This is a genomic window from Loktanella sp. S4079 (genome assembly GCF_000967725.1).
In the GTDB taxonomy this organism is placed as follows: Bacteria; Pseudomonadota; Alphaproteobacteria; order Rhodobacterales; family Rhodobacteraceae; genus Yoonia.
Genome location: NZ_JXYE01000001.1, coordinates 1 through 18,392, shown reverse-complemented (window position 1 = coordinate 18,392; position 18,392 = coordinate 1). Strand labels below are relative to the sequence as shown.

At 53.8% G+C, this 18,392-nt stretch carries 21 protein-coding genes and 1 riboswitch; of the genes, 13 read left to right on the top strand and 8 right to left on the bottom strand.

Annotated elements, in window-relative coordinates; all coding sequences use genetic code 11:
- Positions 1–8 precede the first annotated feature (8 nt).
- The 3 genes from TW80_RS00105 to TW80_RS00095 form a co-directional block, all read right to left on the bottom strand.
- On the bottom strand, positions 9–866 hold the full coding sequence (locus TW80_RS00105) for a PA2778 family cysteine peptidase (RefSeq protein ID WP_239450472.1): 858 nt from the start codon (positions 864–866) through the stop codon (positions 9–11).
- Positions 824–1,225, bottom strand: a complete 402-nt coding sequence (locus TW80_RS00100; protein WP_045995340.1) for a PA2779 family protein — start codon at positions 1,223–1,225, stop codon at positions 824–826. The genes TW80_RS00105 and TW80_RS00100 overlap by 43 nt, the downstream gene beginning before the upstream one ends.
- Positions 1,226–1,341: 116 nt before the next feature.
- The gene (locus TW80_RS00095; protein ID WP_045995339.1) at positions 1,342–1,632 is read right to left on the bottom strand and encodes a YggT family protein; all 291 of its coding nucleotides are present in this window, start codon (positions 1,630–1,632) and stop codon (positions 1,342–1,344) included.
- A gap of 140 nt (positions 1,633–1,772) precedes the next feature.
- On the opposite strand from TW80_RS00095, the gene TW80_RS00090 reads away from it, so the two are divergent.
- From TW80_RS00090 to TW80_RS00050, 9 genes are all read left to right on the top strand, one after another.
- Positions 1,773–2,312: an acyl-CoA thioesterase gene (locus TW80_RS00090; protein ID WP_045995338.1), complete on the top strand. Its 540-nt coding sequence runs from the start codon at positions 1,773–1,775 to the stop codon at positions 2,310–2,312.
- A gap of 63 nt (positions 2,313–2,375) precedes the next feature.
- Positions 2,376–3,752, top strand: a complete 1,377-nt coding sequence (locus TW80_RS00085) for an MFS transporter (protein WP_045995337.1) — start codon at positions 2,376–2,378, stop codon at positions 3,750–3,752.
- Positions 3,740–4,639 (top strand): penicillin-insensitive murein endopeptidase, encoded by a 900-nt coding sequence (gene mepA / locus TW80_RS00080; protein WP_045995336.1) that lies wholly within the window; start codon positions 3,740–3,742, stop codon positions 4,637–4,639. Before TW80_RS00085 ends, mepA begins: the two co-directional genes overlap by 13 nt.
- Entirely contained in the window at positions 4,640–5,473 is an 834-nt protein-coding gene (locus tag TW80_RS00075) for an esterase-like activity of phytase family protein (RefSeq protein WP_045995335.1), read from the top strand. It abuts the gene before it with no gap.
- An 85-nt stretch (positions 5,474–5,558) separates the two neighbouring features.
- Positions 5,559–6,188: a queuosine precursor transporter gene (locus TW80_RS00070; protein ID WP_045995334.1), complete on the top strand. Its 630-nt coding sequence runs from the start codon at positions 5,559–5,561 to the stop codon at positions 6,186–6,188.
- Between the two features lie 362 nt (positions 6,189–6,550).
- Entirely contained in the window at positions 6,551–6,964 is a 414-nt protein-coding gene (gene arfB, locus TW80_RS00065) for an alternative ribosome rescue aminoacyl-tRNA hydrolase ArfB (protein ID WP_045995333.1), read from the top strand.
- A 372-nt stretch (positions 6,965–7,336) separates the two neighbouring features.
- Positions 7,337–7,427: riboswitch (glycine riboswitch) on the top strand.
- A gap of 30 nt (positions 7,428–7,457) precedes the next feature.
- The gene (locus TW80_RS00060) at positions 7,458–8,708 is read left to right on the top strand and encodes a D-amino acid dehydrogenase (protein ID WP_045995332.1); all 1,251 of its coding nucleotides are present in this window, start codon (positions 7,458–7,460) and stop codon (positions 8,706–8,708) included.
- 42 nt (positions 8,709–8,750) lie between these two features.
- Complete coding sequence (locus tag TW80_RS00055) at positions 8,751–9,641, top strand: SPFH domain-containing protein (RefSeq protein ID WP_045995331.1); 891 nt, start codon at positions 8,751–8,753, stop codon at positions 9,639–9,641.
- A 1-nt stretch (position 9,642) separates the two neighbouring features.
- Positions 9,643–9,915 (top strand): NfeD family protein, encoded by a 273-nt coding sequence (locus TW80_RS00050; RefSeq protein ID WP_045995330.1) that lies wholly within the window; start codon positions 9,643–9,645, stop codon positions 9,913–9,915.
- 98 nt (positions 9,916–10,013) lie between these two features.
- Here TW80_RS00050 and TW80_RS00045 read toward each other — a convergent pair whose 3' ends face one another.
- The 3 genes from TW80_RS00045 to TW80_RS00035 all read right to left on the bottom strand — a co-directional run bounded on the left by TW80_RS00045 (position 10,014) and on the right by TW80_RS00035 (position 11,613).
- Complete coding sequence (locus TW80_RS00045; protein ID WP_045995329.1) at positions 10,014–10,199, bottom strand: hypothetical protein; 186 nt, start codon at positions 10,197–10,199, stop codon at positions 10,014–10,016.
- Positions 10,200–10,273: 74 nt separating this feature from the next.
- Positions 10,274–10,990, bottom strand: coding sequence for an orotidine-5'-phosphate decarboxylase (gene pyrF / locus TW80_RS00040; protein ID WP_045995328.1), 717 nt, complete (start codon positions 10,988–10,990; stop codon positions 10,274–10,276).
- Positions 10,991–11,310: 320 nt separating this feature from the next.
- Positions 11,311–11,613 (bottom strand): hypothetical protein, encoded by a 303-nt coding sequence (locus tag TW80_RS00035; RefSeq protein WP_045995327.1) that lies wholly within the window; start codon positions 11,611–11,613, stop codon positions 11,311–11,313.
- Between the two features lie 224 nt (positions 11,614–11,837).
- Between TW80_RS00035 and clpB the strand changes: the two genes are divergently transcribed.
- Complete coding sequence (gene clpB / locus TW80_RS00030; RefSeq protein WP_045995326.1) at positions 11,838–14,450, top strand: ATP-dependent chaperone ClpB; 2,613 nt, start codon at positions 11,838–11,840, stop codon at positions 14,448–14,450.
- Positions 14,451–14,532: 82 nt separating this feature from the next.
- On the opposite strand, the gene TW80_RS00025 is transcribed toward clpB, so the two are convergent.
- A complete protein-coding gene (locus TW80_RS00025) occupies positions 14,533–15,285 on the bottom strand; it encodes a hypothetical protein (RefSeq protein ID WP_045995325.1) in 753 nt (250 codons plus the stop codon).
- 254 nt (positions 15,286–15,539) lie between these two features.
- Here TW80_RS00025 and TW80_RS00020 point away from each other — a divergent pair, with 254 nt between their 5' ends.
- Positions 15,540–15,911: an STAS/SEC14 domain-containing protein gene (locus tag TW80_RS00020; protein ID WP_045995499.1), complete on the top strand. Its 372-nt coding sequence runs from the start codon at positions 15,540–15,542 to the stop codon at positions 15,909–15,911.
- 6 nt (positions 15,912–15,917) lie between these two features.
- On the opposite strand, the gene TW80_RS00015 is transcribed toward TW80_RS00020, so the two are convergent.
- A complete protein-coding gene (locus TW80_RS00015; RefSeq protein WP_045995498.1) occupies positions 15,918–16,394 on the bottom strand; it encodes a fasciclin domain-containing protein in 477 nt (158 codons plus the stop codon).
- A gap of 281 nt (positions 16,395–16,675) precedes the next feature.
- Here TW80_RS00015 and msrP point away from each other — a divergent pair, with 281 nt between their 5' ends.
- Positions 16,676–17,575, top strand: a complete 900-nt coding sequence (msrP, locus tag TW80_RS00010; RefSeq protein WP_045995324.1) for a protein-methionine-sulfoxide reductase catalytic subunit MsrP — start codon at positions 16,676–16,678, stop codon at positions 17,573–17,575.
- Between the two features lie 5 nt (positions 17,576–17,580).
- Positions 17,581–18,192, top strand: a complete 612-nt coding sequence (gene msrQ, locus TW80_RS00005) for a protein-methionine-sulfoxide reductase heme-binding subunit MsrQ (RefSeq protein ID WP_446720124.1) — start codon at positions 17,581–17,583, stop codon at positions 18,190–18,192.
- The last annotated feature ends 200 nt before the right edge of the window (positions 18,193–18,392 follow it).

The window sequence follows — 18,392 nt, the reverse complement described above, 5'->3', positions numbered from 1 at the left end:
ATCAACCGCTAGTGCGCGGCCAGTTCTGCCTGAACATGGGCAAGATTTGCACGAACTTCGGGTACATCAGGGCCAAGCGCCCGCGCGCGGCGCAGTGCGGCCCGCGCCCCGGTCAAGTTCCCTTGGGAATAGCGGGTATTGCCCAAACCGAATTGCCATAGCCAGTTTTCTGGCCAGCGCTGTGCCCCGGCGGCATAGGACAGTTCAGCCGCGCGATACTGCGCCGCACGCTCTAACCCGGCCGTCGCGGACAAGACCCTGACTTCGTCACCTGTTTTTGGCAGTTGCCCTGCGGGCATAGCGACCAGCCCCCAGCCGCCGCCGCGTTCCCATGCACGGATGAATAGGTCAAAGGGTAGGACCATCTGGTCTTGCTGCCCTGAGTTCAGAAAGACCGCATCTTTGTCGAAATCATATCCGGTCACGACCCCATAGTGCCAAACCGGGGCGACCCCCAAACCTAAGTTCTGAAAAACAATAACGGGGTGCCCGGCGGCAACCTCTGCCAAGACATCTTCGACCCGGTTCACCTCAACCGCCAAGAGGCCAAGCCTGCGGCTCGCCCCGATCATGTCGGCCTGATAGGTGCCTTTGGCGCCCGTACTAAAAGACAGCGCAGCCACTTCGTCTTGTGCAACGTGCAAACCAGCCCACTGCGCCACCATCGCAACTGCAGCAGGGCCGCAATAGAATGCATCCTGTTGAATGCGTGGCACGTCAGCAACTTGGGCCTGATGCGGAATGGCTGGAAACTTTGCGACCGGATCAATCGGTGCAGCGCAACTGGCAATCAATACGACTGCCAGCGCACAAATACAGCGCCTTAGCGTGCGCAACGTGTAAAGCTGAATATCCGCGTGAAGCACAGGATGTCAGTGACCAGCAAAATCACAAATACAGTGAACAAAGTCCCAACAATGTCAGCACCCGCCGTCTCATTTCGCATCTGCATGACCAGCGCCTCGACCTCTGCGTCGGACAAAGCAGCAAGGCGTGCCTCTGCCTCGGCAGGGTCAACGCCTTCTTGGATCATCGCCGCCTGCACGTCATCGCGTTGCAGCGCATCCATCAAATAGCCACGGTCCGCGTGGCTGGCATATTTGTCGATCGCAGCTTCGGTGCTTAGCATCTCGGCCTGCGCCATCGTCGCCATTTGCGTCGTCAGCAAGAGCTGCGACACCAGCGCGAGCGCCATTCCTTTTTTGGCTGCGCGTAGAATACCCATATCAAATCCTTTCCCAAGGGCAGCCCCGCACCGCCCGATCTGTATGGGGTCATACTGTTCAGGATTTACCCATCATTGCAACCGTTTGGTCGCAAGATGGGCCAAGAACCGCGTGCTTAGAAGCCGCCCCCACGCGCGGCATTGCTAAGGAAAATGCGTGCAATCTCGAGCCCGATCAGTACCACAAGAGGTGACAGATCAACGCCGCCCAGGTCAGGCATAAACCGGCGGACACGGCCATAGATCGGCTCTAGGATACGCTGCAACGTATACCAAACCTGACCAACAAACTCTTGGCGGACGTTTAGCACGTCAAACCGGATCAGCCAGCTCATGATGAAATGCGCGATGACAAAGAAACGCGCGACACCGATAAGCAGCAGAAGTACTTGGATAATAGAAATCATTGCCTTGCAGACCTTTTGATTGGTTTGCCATGAATTAAGCGCTCTGAACGCGTCCTACAAGCCCATGGTTTCCCTTAGGTCAAAGTTGACGTTAACGTCAGTCTGGATCATCCCTAGAGGGAAACAACCCCGAGGCGCCGATGTATCCTGTTGTTCGTATTATTAAAGAACTGCTTATCAATCGCAAAGCACCTAAACTGCACCCGCTTGAGGCGCATGTGTCGCATCACAGATGCTGGCCGCAGGATATTGATACCTACTTTGAAATGAACAACGGGCGCATTCTGACGATATTCGACATCGGGCGCACTGGGTTGGCGACACGTGTGGGGCTGCTGAACGTTCTCAAAGAAAAACGTTGGGGGCTGACGATGGCGGGGGTCTCTGTCCGTTATCGCCGACGCATTCGTCCCTTCAAAAAGTTCCGCATCGTGAGCAAGACAGCAGGCTGGGATCATCGGTTTGTTTACCTCGACCAATCTATCTGGATTGGGGATGAATGCTGTGCGCAAGCCATGTATCGCTCTGCTGTGACCAGCAAAGACGGGATTGTCCCCCCACAGCAAGCATTCGAAGCCTTGGGTTACGAAGGGCCCTCGCCCGAGCTGCCTGATTGGATTAAAAACTGGATCGATGCCGATGCCACGCGTCCATGGCCACCCGCCGATAGCGGTGCCTAAGGACTTGCCTTTTGCCTAACTTACAGTGTCTTATCCGACGAAAGACTACGTAGGGACAGGCGCATGATATCCGAAAAGAAACGCATCTGGGGCTGGATGGCTTTTGATTGGGCATCCCAGCCCTATTACACGCTCGGATTGACCTTTATCTTTGGGCCCTATTTTGCCTCTGTCGCGACGGCTTATCTACAAAGCGGTGGATTGGACGTCGACACAGCCAATGCACAGGCGCAGTCAATCTGGTCGACCGGCCAGGTTTTCGCAGGTTTATTCATTGCACTCACTGCCCCATTTCTAGGGGCATTCGCGGACCAATCTGGCCGCAAACTGCCATGGATCGCTGGATTTTCGGTCATCTACGTGATCGCTGCGTTTTCGCTCTGGGGGTTGATGCCTGATAGCAGCTCTGTCTGGCTGTATATGGCGATTTTCTTTATCGGATTTATTGCTGCTGAATCTGCCCTGAACTTTACCAATGCGATCCTGCCTAGCCTTGGCAACGACGAACAGGTTGGGCGCATTTCCGGCTCTGGCGCGGCCTTTGGGTATTGGGGTGGTGTGCTTGCGCTAATCCTCATTCTTTTGCTGCTGGCCGAGAATGGCGATAGTGGCAAAACACTCATCGGGCGCGACCCGCTCTTCGGCCTGAATGCTGCCGAAAAAGAAGGAACGCGCGCCGTCGGGCCATTCATTGCGATTTGGTACGCTGTTTTCATGATCCCGTTCTTCTTGTGGGTCCGTGACACACCGCAGGCGCAGCCCGCACGGGCGACGATCCGCAGCACAATGCGCAGCCTTGGTGATACGCTCAAAAACGTTGCCAAACGCCGGAGCCTCCGGAGCTTCTTGCTTGCTTCGATGTTCTATCGCGATGCGGTGAATGCGCTTTATGCTTATGGCGGATTCTACGCAAAGTTGGTGCTGGGCTGGGAAATCACACAGATTGGCGTCTTCGGTGTTATCGCTGCGATTGCAGCCGCAATCACGACGTGGGTTGGCGGGCTGGCCGATCAAAAATTCGGTCCAAAGCCGGTGATCATCACGGCGGTTTGGGCTATGATCGCAGTGTCATGTATCATCGTTGGCATGTCACGCGAAGCGATCTTTGGCGTCCCTCTGGCGGCTGAATCGTCGCTGCCCGATGTGATTTTCTTTGTCTGCGGGGCTGTGATCGGTGGCGCTGGTGGTGCTGTCTATGCCGCATCACGTTCATTGATGGTCTACCACAGCCACCCCGATCGCCCCGCCGAAGCATTTGGCCTGTTTGCCCTCTCTGGCAAGGCGACGGCGTTCCTTGCGCCCGCGCTGATTGGTTTGGTTTCTTGGCTCTCTGGCAACGTTCAAATCGGTTTTACACCCGTTATTTTCCTGTTCATCCTTGGGCTTTTCTTGCTACGCTGGGTTAACAATGACGGAGAGCGCGCAGAATGGTCCGCATAATCGCAGCAGTATTAGTCGCCTTTGGTTTGGCCGCCTGCCAAACCGAAGAACCTACCGTGACAGTGTCATCGCAAAATGCTGGTGATACCCGCGTTGCAAAACATCTGTTTGGTGCGATGCCATCAGGCTCTGGCCAGCCATCGCAATCGTTTGGTGGGTATGCACGCGGTTGTCAGGCCGGGGCAGAGCAACTGGCCGAAACGGGACCAACTTGGCAGGCCATGCGCCTGTCGCGAAACCGGAACTGGGCGCAACCGATCACTGTGGACTTTGTCCAAGACCTAAGCCGCTTTGCCGCAACCCAGCCCGGATGGGAAGGTCTGTACATCGGCGACATGAGTCAACCACGCGGCGGCCCAATGCTGACGGGTCATCGCAGCCACCAAACCGGTCTCGATGCTGATATTTGGATGCTGCCGCCCGAGCGGCTTAATCTGACAGCGGCCGAGCGCGAGAGCATTTCGTCGATTTCGATGCGCCGTAATGGCGGGGCCTACACCAACGACAAATGGACATCACAGCACGAAGCAATCTTGCGCGCTGCTGCCTCTGATCCGCGTGTTGCGCGTATTTTCGTGTTTCCCGGTGCGAAGGTTGCAATGTGCAATAGTGCAACGGGTGACCGTAGTTGGCTGAACAAAATCCGCCCGTGGTGGGGGCATCACTATCATTTCCATGTGCGATTAAACTGCCCCGAGGGCGCAACTGGCTGCACAAATCAGGCGCCACCACCGGCTGGTGATGGCTGCGCAGATGCAGAACGTTGGGTCGACAACATTCTCAACCCACCGCCGCCAGACCCTAACGCGCCACCACCTGCACCAAGGGCAGAGCTGACAATGGCAAATCTACCGGGACAATGCGTGGGCGTTTTGAACGCAGAATAAGTGCATAAAATTCTATCCGTTTTCGCAGTCCTTGCCGCTGCGCCTGCGTGGGCAGAGGCCGTCTGGCTGCAAAGTTATCATTGGACAAATGACCACCCAGCCTTCGGTGGACTGTCCGGAATCGAAGTGCTTGGTAATGGGAGCCGTTTGATCGCCATTAGCGACCGCAACGCCATCGTCACAGCACGCATAAAGCGCGACCAAGGGCAGATTACGCAGATCAGTGACGTTGCCCTGCACGAAATTATCGAAACCGATGATCAGTTAGACAGCGAAGGCATCGCAGTCGGGTCAGACGGCGCTGTCTATGTCTCTTACGAAGGCGTGCACGGTATCCGGCAGTTCGAGCAAGACCTTCAAAATTCGCACGCGCTAAGTTTTCACCCTGAATTCAGCACGCTTCAGAATAATTCATCGCTCGAAGCGCTCGCGATTGATCAAAATAATGCGCTCTACACAATCCCGGAACGGTCTGGCCGGGCAGATCGGCCCTTTCCTGTCTACCGGCTCGAAAATGAAAACTGGGACCAGCCTTTTGATATCCCAAGACGCGGCGCATTTTTACTTGTTGGTGCCGACATCGGGCCTGACAACAGATTTTACATTTTAGAGCGGGATTTTACCGGTATCGGATTTCGCAGCCGTGTACGTCGCTTTGACATAAACGGCGAAAACGAAGAGCTCGTGATGCAATCCCGAACCTTTCGTCACGACAATTTAGAAGGAATCAGTGTTTGGCGTGCGCCTGATGGTTTGCGCATGACGCTCATCTCTGACGACAACTACCGCTGGATGCAGCGAACAGAAATCGTGGAATACCGGGTCGACGATTGACAGTACGCCACTGCCAAGGCTAAGGCGGTTTGTCCCCTATTCTAAGGGGCCAAGTGCCGCACCCTTGTCAAAACGGAAACCTAAAATGACACGCATCCTTCCCGGCGTTATCGCCATGGCCACAATTGTTGTGGCATCAAACATCCTTGTGCAATTCCTCATCCTCGACGGTTTGCTGACATGGGGGGCATTTACTTACCCGTTGGCTTTCTTAGTGACAGACGTGATGAACCGCGTTTACGGGGTCACCGCAGCACGCAAAGTGGTCTTTGTTGGGCTTATAGTCGGGATCATTTGTAGCCTTGTTGGCTCGCAAATCATGCTTGAGTTCGGACCCGCCGTGCCTGTACGGGTCGCCATCGCTTCGGCTACCGCGTTCATTATCGCGCAGCTGCTGGATATCGCGGTGTTCAACCGATTGCGTGCCGGTTCGTGGTGGAAAGCACCACTCGGTAGCACCTTGGTCAGTTCAACGGTTGATACCGCAATCTTCTTTTCCATTGCCTTTGCTGCGGCCCTAAATGGGCTCAGTGCAACAGCAGCGGACCAGATTATGTGGGCTCAAGATGCCGTGCCATTTTTGAACGCTGGGCCGCTGGTTCCCCTTTGGGTTTCGCTGGCTGTAGCAGACTGGGGTGTGAAATTGACTATCGCTCTGCTTGCTTTGGTGCCATTTCGCATCATTGTTGGGCGGATCACGCAGTCAAACACATAAACGCGACCTGTGGTGTATTTTTACTTGAAATATACCAAATCTGTGCAAAGCTTTCAGTAGGCGAAACATATTGAAAGGAGGTGATCCAGTGCATCATGAGGTATTGGAGAAGTGTGACGGGACAACTTGGGGGGTACACAGCTAGGGCAGCCCTTGGCTGAAGTAGACCCAAGGTGGGGAACCTAACCGAACCACCTCCGTAATTCAGGAAAGGGCTATCCCATCGCCGGGGTAGCCCTTTTTAGCTGTCGATATGCATGGTGTGATTTTATCAAGGACATCGCGTATATCGGTGCAAAAGATCAAATTTCTAGAAATTTGATCGCCTCCGGCGGGAGTATTTTGAACAAAGCGAGGGGGCCATGCGGGTCAACGATCAGATTGAAATTGCAGATTGGGAACTGACCGAAAGCTTTACCCGCGCATCCGGGCCGGGCGGCCAGAACGTGAACAAGGTCTCCACTGCGGTCGAGTTACGGTTCGAGGCGGCGCGGTCACCTAACCTGCCGGACCCTGTGAAAAACCGACTGCGGCGGTTGGCGGGGCAACGGTGGACGAAAGACGGGGCGATTGTGATCTTTGTGCAAGAAACCCGGTCCCAAGCCCGCAACCGCGAAATCGCACGGGACCGTTTGGCCGAATTGATCCTAAAAGCAACCGAGCGGCCCAAACGCCGCATCGCCACCAAACCGACCTATGGGTCCGTCAAACGCAGACTCGCAGGGAAGAAAGCGCGGAGTGAGGTGAAGGCGTTGCGGGGGAAGGTTGATGAGTAAAGTCCAGAAGCCAAGGTTCGTTCCGAATAGACCATCAAAAAATTGGCAATCTCGTAAAGAATTTGTGTGGCAAATTTGGTGTCAATTACATTTAGCTAGGCTCACGACAAGTTTCAGCAATTATTGTAACAGTGGCGGCGAGCTATGGTTTTTAAGCTTGCGGATGAACTGCGTGTTGATATGGCCCGGATCGCGCATACCTTTTGTAATTCAGCGATTGGCATAATCATTATGCAGGAAATTTGATTGCAATATTTCTTTTTTGCGCTATGAGTTTCGTATAGGAAACACGTCCGCCGGGAGAGAACGGATGGGTCCGTCGCCGAAGGAGCAACCGCCCCGGTAACTCTCAGGCATCAGGGACCGGCAGGCGTGCAAAACACCGGAGAGAGGCAGCAGATGCCCGCCGAAGGAGCAAGCCGTACGCGGTGAATCTCTCAGGCCCAGTGACGGTGGGGGCGACGCGCGCGAGCGCCATTGGCGGAGAAATGCCTTGCCTTCGATTGCTGTACTGGGTGCCGGGATTACTGGTGTAACGACTGCTTACACTTTGATGAAACGTGGATATGAGGTGACAGTTTTTGACCGCCACCGGTATGCTGCGATGGAAACCAGCTTTGCCAATGGTGGGCAGCTGAGTGCCTCGAACGCGGAGGTTTGGAACCAGTGGTCTACGGTGATCAAGGGGATCAAATGGATGCTGCAAGGCGATGCGCCGCTGTGTGTTAATCCGCGCCCGACATGGCACAAAGCCAGCTGGATGGCGGAATTCCTAGCGAATATTCCACGCTACAAGGTGAATACGATTGAAACGACAAGACTGGCTGTGACCGCACGTGCCGGATTGGCGGAAATGGCTGAAACCGCCGGGATCGACTTTGATTTCACGCCTGCGGGCATTTTGCATTTTTATCAGACGCAAAAAGATCTGGATCACGCGCGCCGTGTAAATGATTTGCTGGCGCAGGGTGGTTTACAGCGCAATGAACTAACCCCCGAAGAAGTCTTTGCCAAAGAGCCAAATCTGCGCGGCGATATCTTGGGTGGATTTTGGACCGAAAGCGATAGCACTGGTGACATTCATAAATTCACTGTTGGGCTCGCTAAGTGGCTCGAGACGCAAGGTGTCAATTTTGTGCTGGGTGAAGACGTGCAGCAGGTGTCGGCAGATGATGACGGTGTTACTGTGCGTACGTCTACGGAAGGTCGCTTTGACGGCATCGTTGTATCGGCAGGTGTTGCGTCGCGAGGGTTTGCACGAATGCTGGGTGATCGGGTGAATATCTATCCAGTGAAAGGTTATTCAATCACAGTGAATTTGCGTGATCAGCAATCGCAAGACGGCGCCCCAACCGTTTCATTGCTGGATGACAAAGCGAAGATTGTGACTTCACGTTTGGGGGTGGATCGGTTCCGCATTGCGGGCACAGCCGAATTCAATGGGATCAACCGCGACATTCGCGCCGATCGGGTGAAGCCTTTGGTTGATTGGTGCGAAAAGCATTTCCCAAAAGTCAGCACAGAAAGCTGCGTGCCATGGGCTGGGCTGCGCCCCATGATGCCAAATATGATGCCCAAGGTCGGCAACGGGCGGCACGCGCGGGTGTTCTATAATACCGGGCACGGGCATTTGGGTTGGACGCTATCTGCTGCGACTGCGACACTGGTTGGGGACGCGGTTGATCAACGTATGCGGTCCCAAAAAGTGCATGGTATACAACAGCATACATTGAAATCGGCTTAGTGAGTGTTTATCTCTTTCTCATAACAACGAGGAATGGATTACATGAACGCAGAAAAATTGATCGAGGAATTTGTAGGAAAAAACTTGCTATTGTCGCTATTGGCGCTCTTTGTCATCGTTTGTATTCTGGCAGGTGTACGAATTGTCCCGCAATCGCAGAAATATGTCGTTGAGCGGCTGGGCCGGTTGCGTTCTGTGCTTGGGCCTGGGATCAATTTTATTGTGCCGTTCCTTGACCGCGTACGCCATAAGGTGTCGATCCTTGAGCGGCAGCTGCCTGCATCGACACAGGATGCGATCACATCGGACAACGTATTAGTACAGGTCGAAACGTCGGTGTTTTACCGCATTATCGAACCGGAAAAGACGGTTTACCGTATTCGTGATGTAGATGGCGCGATTTCTACTACAGTCGCCGGCATCGTCCGGTCTGAAATTGGCCGGATGGAATTGGATCAGGTACAAGCCAACCGGTCTACGCTGATTGACGCGGTGCGTGCGCAGGTCGCGCAGCAGGTCGATGATTGGGGGATCGAAGTCACCCGCGCAGAGATTCTGGATGTTAATCTTGATAATGCGACCCGTGCCGCGATGTTGCAGCAGTTGAACGCAGAGCGTGCCCGCCGCGCGCAAGTGACCGAAGCCGAAGGTAAGAAACGTGCCGTCGAGTTGCAGGCCGAGGCAGAGCTATATTCAGCCAAACAAGAAGCCGAAGCCCGCCGCGTGCGCGCGGATGCCGAAGCATATGCAACGCAGGTTGTTGCGGTTGCGATTGCTGAAAATGGCCTAGAGGCTGCGCAATACCAAGTTGCCCTTAAGCAGGTTGAAGCCTTTCAACAGGTCGCGTCAAAGCAAGGAAACCAAACAATCGTATTGCCTGCCAACGCAGTAGAGGCCTTTGGCGATGCCTTTAAGATGCTGAAAGGACGCTAATATGCCGCTTTGGTCTGAATGGTGGGTATGGATGTCGGCGGGGGTCGTTCTCGCCACGCTCGAAGTTCTTGTGCCCGGTTACATCTTTTTGGGCTTCGCGCTGGGCGCGGGCGTGATGGGGCTGCTGATTTTGATTGGCATCTCGGCCAAGGGCTTGGCGTTGACGCTTGCCATCTTTGCTATGCTCTCGTTGGCGTCATATCTCGTGATGCGCAAGGTTTTTGGTCTGCGCACCGGACAAGTGAAGATCTGGGATACAGATATCAACGATTAATAAAAAAGGGCCCGGCATAGTGTGCCGGGCCAGTTATGATCAAGCAGGTTTCAGCGTCTTGGGGACAGGACAGGCGCCGTCGCTTTGATCAAAGGGAATCAAACTTGGGTGTCGGACATTTGCAGTGCCTTGTGACGTAACTGGCGCACAAGTGCAGACCGCTCCATGTTCGCGGGTCCATGAACCGTACAAGGATACCGAAAGACGCGCCCGAAACGCTGAATATCAACAGAGGCCATGAAGGCCTGATCTTTGGCTGAATAGCGCAAGTTCTTGATACTCATGATGTAACCTCGTTCGCTCTGTTCACTAATGAAATGCGCGAAACGTGGAATAGTTCCCGAGTATCAGAAAATTCTTAGATATTTTTGCGTAGCGCTTGCGGCGAGTTCATCTCGGCAACGATGTCTTGCGCAGCCTGGGCAGGGCTTTCGGCTTGCCAAATTGGGCGTCCGACAACCACGTGGTCGGCCCCATTAGCGATCGCTTGCGCAGGTGTCATGACCCGCTTTTGATCACCAAGCGCTGCACCGACCGGGCGGACGCCAGGCGTTACGATCAGCTTTCCTTCGGCTTCGGGGAGCGCGCGGATCAACGCCGCCTCGTGCGGCGAGGCGATAACCCCATCGGCACCATTGCTTAGCGCGATGCCAGCACGTTCTTGTACCAGATCTGTTACATCGCCCGGCTTTACACAGGATGCATCCAGATCTTGCCGGTCAAGCGACGTGAGGATTGTGACGGCAAGGATTTTCATATCGGATCCACCGGCACCTTCGCGGGCGGCACGGACCACATGTGGGTCGCCATGTACCGTCAGGAAATCTAGATCAAACTGCGCTACGCCGCGCACGGCAGCCTCGACCGTTGCGCCGATGTCAAAGAACTTCATGTCCAAAAAGATTCGTTTGCCGTGCTCTTGCTTTAGCTCATTCGCAAGCGCGAGCCCGCCGCCCGTCAACATGCCCAAACCAATTTTGTAGAAGCTCACGCTGTCGCCCAGTTTCTCGGCGAGCTCCATGCCAGCGATAACATTGGGGACATCCATCGCGACGATGAGGCGGTCATCTGACATAGCAAGTTCCTTTGTAGCCGGGTTTTCTGCGGTCTAACCGCTGCGCAAGAATGACGCAATCCAGCCAAGACAAAAGAAAAGGCGTAGCTCGGGGAAACAAGCTACGCCTTCTTTTCCTGTTTTGTCTGGGGGAAGACAGAAACAGGAGTCCCAAGTGAGTGGTGTCAGTCGTCCTTTGATCCAGCTGGCGCTGGTGACACAACCGCGAATTCATGCGCGCGAATGCGCCTGATCGCCGCGGGTGCCAAGGGAAACAGCGGGTGTCTTTGTGTTGGGGTACTTGTCTTTGATTCGGTCCGTTTGTTTTCCATGATTTGTGTTTATAAAAGCGCTTCGGATGAGAAACGGGGAACTTGAATATCTGCTTCCCCGTGTGTTGGATGTATTGAGATCGCCTCTTGGTACAGCTTTTCTAAGCGCGACATCTTATGGGCCATTGCGATGGCTTCTTGTCTGAGGCTGGATTCAATGGCGGGATCATTTGCTGCCACCGAGACACTGATGCTAAGCCCACGTGGCTTGCATGTCGGGCTGTCGCGGACCATCAGATGAACATTTGCGGAAACCAGACCAGCCTGATCCGGTTGACGAATGCGCGCGATATGGCAGTGCAGAACTTCCATCAATAACCTCGGTAAAATGCGTCAGGTATATAATTTAGGTAGACCGATATGCCGCGTCGTCCACGGGGAAAAGCTTTGTCGTGTTCCCGTTATTGTCAGTCTCTGTATGGTGTGACCTTGCGCAAACACTCGGCGCTCCCCATCTATGGATTGAGGCCCGATAGGGGATGTGCTGCAACGGTGGGCATTCCAAACAGGCGGGCGCTTAACGAAGGAGAGAACTCATGAACTTAGAAAAGTTCACAGAGCGGTCACGCGGGTTTATCCAAGCCGCTCAGACAATTGCAATGCGTGAAAACCATCAGCGTCTTGCGCCAGAACATCTGCTCAAAGCATTAATGGACGACGAAGAAGGGCTTGCCGCGAACCTGATCACGCGTGCGGGCGGAAACGCCTTGTCGGTGCGTGGTGCGGTGGATGCGAATGTCGCAAAACTGCCCAAGGTCACGGGTGATGCGGGGCAGGTCTATCTGGATACAACCACAGCCAAAGTCGTCGATGAGGCCGAGAAGATCGCGAAAAAGGCCGGGGATAGCTTTGTTCCGGTCGAACGTCTGCTGACAGCATTGGCCGTGATTAAGTCCAAGGCAAAAGATGCACTGGATGCCGGTGGCGTTACGCCAATGAACCTGAACGCTGCGATCAATGATATTCGCAAAGGGCGTACAGCGGATAGCGCCAGCGCCGAAGATAGTTTTGAGGCGCTTGCGAAATACGCCCGTGATCTGACCGAGGCGGCCGAGCAAGGCAAAATCGACCCGATCATTGGACGTGACGAAGAAATTCGCCGTGCGATGCAGGTTTTGTCACGTCGTACCAAAAATAACCCGGTGCTCATCGGTGAGCCGGGCGTTGGTAAGACTGCAATCGCCGAGGGCCTCGCCCTACGGATCATTGATGGTGACGTCCCCGAAAGCCTACGCAACAAGAAGCTAATGGCGCTCGATATGGGTGCATTGATCGCTGGCGCGAAATATCGCGGTGAGTTCGAAGAACGTCTGAAGGCAGTTCTGAAAGAGATAGAAACCGCTGCGGGCGAGATTATTCTGTTCATTGACGAGATGCATACGCTTGTTGGGGCCGGTAAATCCGATGGCGCTATGGATGCGGCCAACCTGATCAAACCTGCGCTCGCCCGCGGTGAACTGCACTGTATCGGTGCGACCACATTGGACGAATACCGCAAGTATGTTGAAAAAGACGCGGCGCTCGCTCGTCGTTTTCAGCCGCTCATGGTCGAAGAGCCGACAGTCACAGATACTGTCAGCATCCTGCGTGGGATTAAGGAAAAGTACGAACTCCACCACGGTGTAAGGATCGCGGATGCTGCGCTTGTCGCGGCGGCAACTTTGTCGCATCGCTATATCACGGATCGGTTTCTGCCGGACAAAGCGATTGACCTGATGGACGAGGCCGCGTCGCGCCTGCGCATGCAGGTCGACAGTAAGCCTGAAGAACTCGACGCGCTCGACCGTCAGATTCTCCAGCTTCAAATCGAGGCAGAGGCGCTGAAGAAAGAGGATGACAAAGCATCCGTTGACCGGCTTGAAAAGTTGGAAAAGGAGCTTGCCGACCTGCAAGATCGCGCATCTGAAATGACCGTGAAATGGCAAGCCGAACGCGATAAGCTTGAAGGTACACGCGAGGTCAAAGAGCGTCTTGATCGTGCGCGGGCTGAATTGGATATCGCGAAACGCGAAGGCAATCTCGCCAAAGCGGGTGAGCTGTCTTACGGTGTCATCCCAGAGCTTGAACGCAAGTTGTCAGAAGCCGAAGAAAACGAAGACTTGATGGTTGAAGAGGCGGTGCGCCCTGAGCAGATCGCCGAAGTCGTCGAACGTTGGACGGGTATCCCGACAAGCAAAATGCTTGAAGGTGAACGTGACAAGCTGCTGCGCATGGAAGACGAGCTGGGTAAACGTGTGATCGGTCAGCGGTCTGCTGTGACTGCTGTCGCCAATGCCGTCCGCCGTGCGCGGGCAGGCCTGAATGATGAGAACCGTCCACTTGGATCGTTCTTGTTCCTTGGGCCGACGGGTGTTGGTAAAACCGAGCTCACCAAAGCAGTTGCTGATTACCTGTTCGACGATGACAGTGCGATGGTGCGGATCGACATGTCCGAGTTTATGGAGAAGCACGCCGTCGCTCGTTTGATCGGCGCGCCTCCGGGCTATGTCGGCTATGACGAAGGTGGTGTTCTGACAGAGGCTGTTCGGCGTCGCCCTTATCAGGTTGTGCTGTTTGATGAGGTCGAAAAGGCGCATCCTGATGTGTTCAACGTCCTTTTGCAGGTGTTGGATGATGGTGTGCTAACCGATGGACAGGGTCGCACCGTCGATTTCAAGCAAACCTTGATCATTCTGACGTCGAACCTTGGCGCGCAGGCGCTTAGCCAGCTTCCCGATGGTGCGGATAGCGGTCAGGCGAAGCGTGACGTGATGGATGCCGTGCGCGCCCATTTCCGCCCAGAGTTCCTAAACCGTTTGGATGAAACCATCATCTTTGACAGGTTGGTACGCGACGATATGGCTGGCATCGTTAAGATTCAGTTGAAACGCCTCGAGAAACGCTTGGCGGGTCGCAATATCGCGCTGGATCTGGACGAGGCCGCACTAAAATGGTTGGCCGACGAAGGCTATGACCCTGTATTTGGTGCTCGCCCGCTCAAAAGGGTTATCCAGCGCGCGCTCCAAGACCAGTTGGCTGAAATGATATTGGCCGGAGATGTGATGGATGGCGACACCATAACGGTCAGCGCCGGTGCTGACGGTTTGCTCGTTGGGGACCGCGTGTCATCCAGCAAACGCCAACCGCCAGAAGACGCAGTCGTACACTAAACAATTGGGCGCCCACGGGCGCCCTTTTTAGGCCTCCATTGGTATTGAAATCACATGCGTCTCAACTGAGCTAAAGAAGTATTTACTTATGGTTGGCAACTTGTTTGGCGACGTATTTTTGGATTAATACCTGCGCAAAATTCATCGCCCATTCGATCTCGGATTTGGGGGCCGGAGACGTAGCGAGGCTCTGACCGCGATGCCTGCCCTCAAGGTAATCTTTGTTATTCGCGATCTTCGCAAATTTTTTCAATTTTGTTTTGGACACCCGAAGAGAGCCAGCAATTTTGTCGCTGCCCGAATACTCACTTGCAAGGGTCTCCTTTATTTCGAAAAGGTGGACCAAGAGATTGTCAGGGTCGGTCTGCGCTGCGGCAAAGCTTTGGAGCATCTTCGACAAAACTTGATCATTCCCTAGCATGTTAACGTCGTCGAGAAACTTCTTATGGGCGTTCCTTCTCGCAGTCCCGGCGTCATAGATGACAATTCCATCGGCACTCCGCACTACAACATTAATATCGCCGCCTACGATGTCGATCTTGGCTGGTGAGGCGTGAATTAAAGTATCTGAGCGGCCGTCTGGATTTGTCAGTTCCGAAAGTGCGTGGTTGCGGCGCGTTTGCATTCCATGCGCGTAGAAAACGGTCTGAATTGCTGCTTTGATTTCGACTAATAGTTCGTCCGATATTCTATGTGCGCTGTGCGGAAATTGTCCCTGAACCTTTCCATTTGAAATTGAGATTTGACCACTGAGTAGTTCTTGCTCCACTGGTTCTTCGAAGAAGTCTGACGGCTGGTAGTGACATTTTACTGTTATTTTGTAGCTAGTTGACATGGTCGCAAATGTCCTTCGGTTGCTTAAATCTCGAATTGTAATCCGCATGGCGCTCAGTCGGCTAACGGCTGAATTTAGGCTCTTCAATTCAAGCTATTTGATGGTCGCAATGGTATATTGGAAGTAGGATATCACGAACCTAAGTGTCTGATTGCCTTTACTGCACATAGGGTCTTCTTCTTAGTTGATCGAAATCAATGAAGGGGGAGCCAGAGAGCGTCAGTATCTTTCTAGATGCAAAAAAGGAGGGAATGATGATCAAGATAACTGTCCCGACGCCAAACCGGATAGATTTAGTTCTGAATGGCGCGATTGATGCTGATACGATGCGTATGGCCTTGGACGACTTCATTGCAAAGGCCGAAGGGATCTCTGACGGGCGGATGCTTTATACCGTGCAGAATTTCGCATTGCCGACATTGGGTGCATTTGGTGTTGAACTAAGCAAACTGCCAAAGCTCTTGCGTGCAGTCGGCAAATTCGACCGATGTGCGTTGCTGAGCGATGCGGGCTGGTTGCGCACCGCAGCCGAGGTCGAAGGCGCGTTGATCCCCGGACTAAAAATCAAGAGCTTTGAATTGGCAGAGGTGGACGCCGCCGAAGCGTGGCTCGCGGCGTCCGACTAGATGGGGTTAGCTTGGCGGCATGATGACCTTGTCGATGACGTGGATGACGCCATTTGACGCTTCGATGTCGGCTGTAACGACGTTTGCGTCATTCACCATGACACTGCCCATCGTCCCAATCGTAATGTCAGCACCATTCACGGTTGTTGCTGTCATACCATCGCTAAGGTCGCTGGACATCACTTTGCCTGCGACCACGTGATAGGTCAGGATTTGGGTGAGCGTATCTGCATCAGCCAGCAGGGCTTCGACGGTACCCTCGGGAAGGGCTGCAAATGCTTCATCGGTGGGCGCAAATACAGTGAACGGCCCATCCCCCTTGAGTGTTTCAACCAGACCAGCGGCTTGTGTGGCTGCGATCAAGGTCGAGAATGATCCCGCATCAATTGCGGTGTCGACGATATCTTTTGAATGCCCTTCGGCGCAGGCAGCTGTGGCCAGTACTGAAACGGTGGCAAGTGCGGTAAAGGTTCTGCGTAGCATAGTGTATCTCCCATAAAAGAACGATGCGTGATCGTCAGCATCGGGACAGCTACGCCGCGCTGTGCCGCTTTGGATCAGTAAGAAATTCAGCCAGCCGTCGATTGACATTGCGGGCCACCGCCCTAAGCCCGCGCAATTTTGAAATTCCACTCAAATCCATGTGAGACACTGTGAAAAACGCCCGGTGAAACTGTAACATTTCAATCCGCTGGCGCCATCGTGAGACATCTTTCACTGTAACTATACTATATGATGGGAAACCTTATTGAACGGAGCCCCATATGGCATATCGCTGGACCAACGACCTGACCCGCGCGGATATCACCCCAAAATCCGCATATCTAAACCGTCGCCAAATTTTGGCGGGTACTGCGGGTTTGGGCGCGATTGGGTTTGCAGGTGCTGCGCAGGCGCAAGGTGATCTTGAGCCAAACACGCTCGAGGAAATCACGACCTACAATAACTATTACGAGTTCGGCACCGGCAAGAACGACCCCGCGCAAAATGCGCATCGCCTTGATACGAGCAATTGGAAGGTCAAGGTCGATGGGTTGGTCGATCACCCGGGCGATTATGCGATTGATGATCTGTTGGCGGGGCTGAGCGTCGAAGACCGGCTCTATCGTTTTCGGTGCGTCGAGGCGTGGTCGATGGTGATCCCGTGGAACGGGATCGAACTGGCGGATATACTTAACAAGGTGGGGGTACAGTCCGCTGCGAAATATGTGGCCTTTGAAACGGTTGTGCAGCCGGACAATATGATTGGCGTGCAGCGGCGCGTGCTCGACTTTCCGTATGTTGAGGGGCTGCGCATTGACGAGGCGATGCATCCGTTGACCATTATGGCGACGGGCATCTACGATGAACCCCTCGCAAAACAAAACGGCGCGCCAATGCGTTTGGTCGTGCCGTGGAAATACGGTTTCAAATCGGTGAAATCTATCGTCCGCATAACCCTGACAGACCGCGAGCCGCCGACCAGTTGGAACAAAGCGAACGCGCGCGAATACGGTTTCTATAGTAATGTGAACCCATTGGTGGATCATCCCCGTTGGTCGCAGGCCACCGAAAGGCGCGTCGGCGGAGGATTATTTGCCTCTCGTCAGGATACGTTAATGTTTAATGGATATCCTGAAGTCGCCAGCCTGTATGATGGTATGGATTTGTCCGAGTATTTTTGATGCAGATGTCTCAAGTTGTTAATCAGTTGTCCCGCCGTATCCCGCCTTGGGTGATCTATGTTGCCGGTATTGGGTGGCTTGTATGGCTATTCTATCTTGCCGCCACAAACCAAATGGGTCCCGAACCCATCAACCAGTTGGAACGCGCCTATGGCGAGGTCGCTCTGAAACTTATCGTCGTTGGGCTGATGATCACGCCGCTGCGACAGTGGACTGGGGTAAATCTGATCAAATTCCGCCGTGCAATCGGTGTCACTGCATTTATCTTTGTGCTTGGGCATTTTCTTGTCTGGGCGATCCTTGATGTCCAAAGCTTGGGACGGATTTGGACAGAGGTGATCAAGCGTCCCTATATCACGGTTGGGTTTGTCGCCTTTGTGATGATGATCCCTCTCGCGATCACTTCTAACAATCCATCAATTCGCATGCTCGGTAGCTACTGGCGGCAATTGCACAAGCTGACGTACCCCACAGCCGTATTTGCCGCAGTGCACTACATCTGGCTGGTTAAGGGATTTCAGGTCGAGCCTATTATATATGCGCTGATTATCGGTGGGCTACTGGCACTACGGATTGCACCCCGTAAGAATCCCCAGCGTGCTCAGATGGCAGGTTGATCTACAAATAGCGCGATTCCAGCGCAGACTCGGCATTAGGTCGGTGAAATGCCCGCTGAGTCTGCAATTCTTGGGTGATCTGCTGGGCGATAATCGATGTTTGTCAGCTCTTCCAAATGATAACTACCTAATAACGCATTGATTTAATTACATTTCTTATCTTTTTCATCTTTTTTGTATGAATTTGGTAAAAAGGGGTT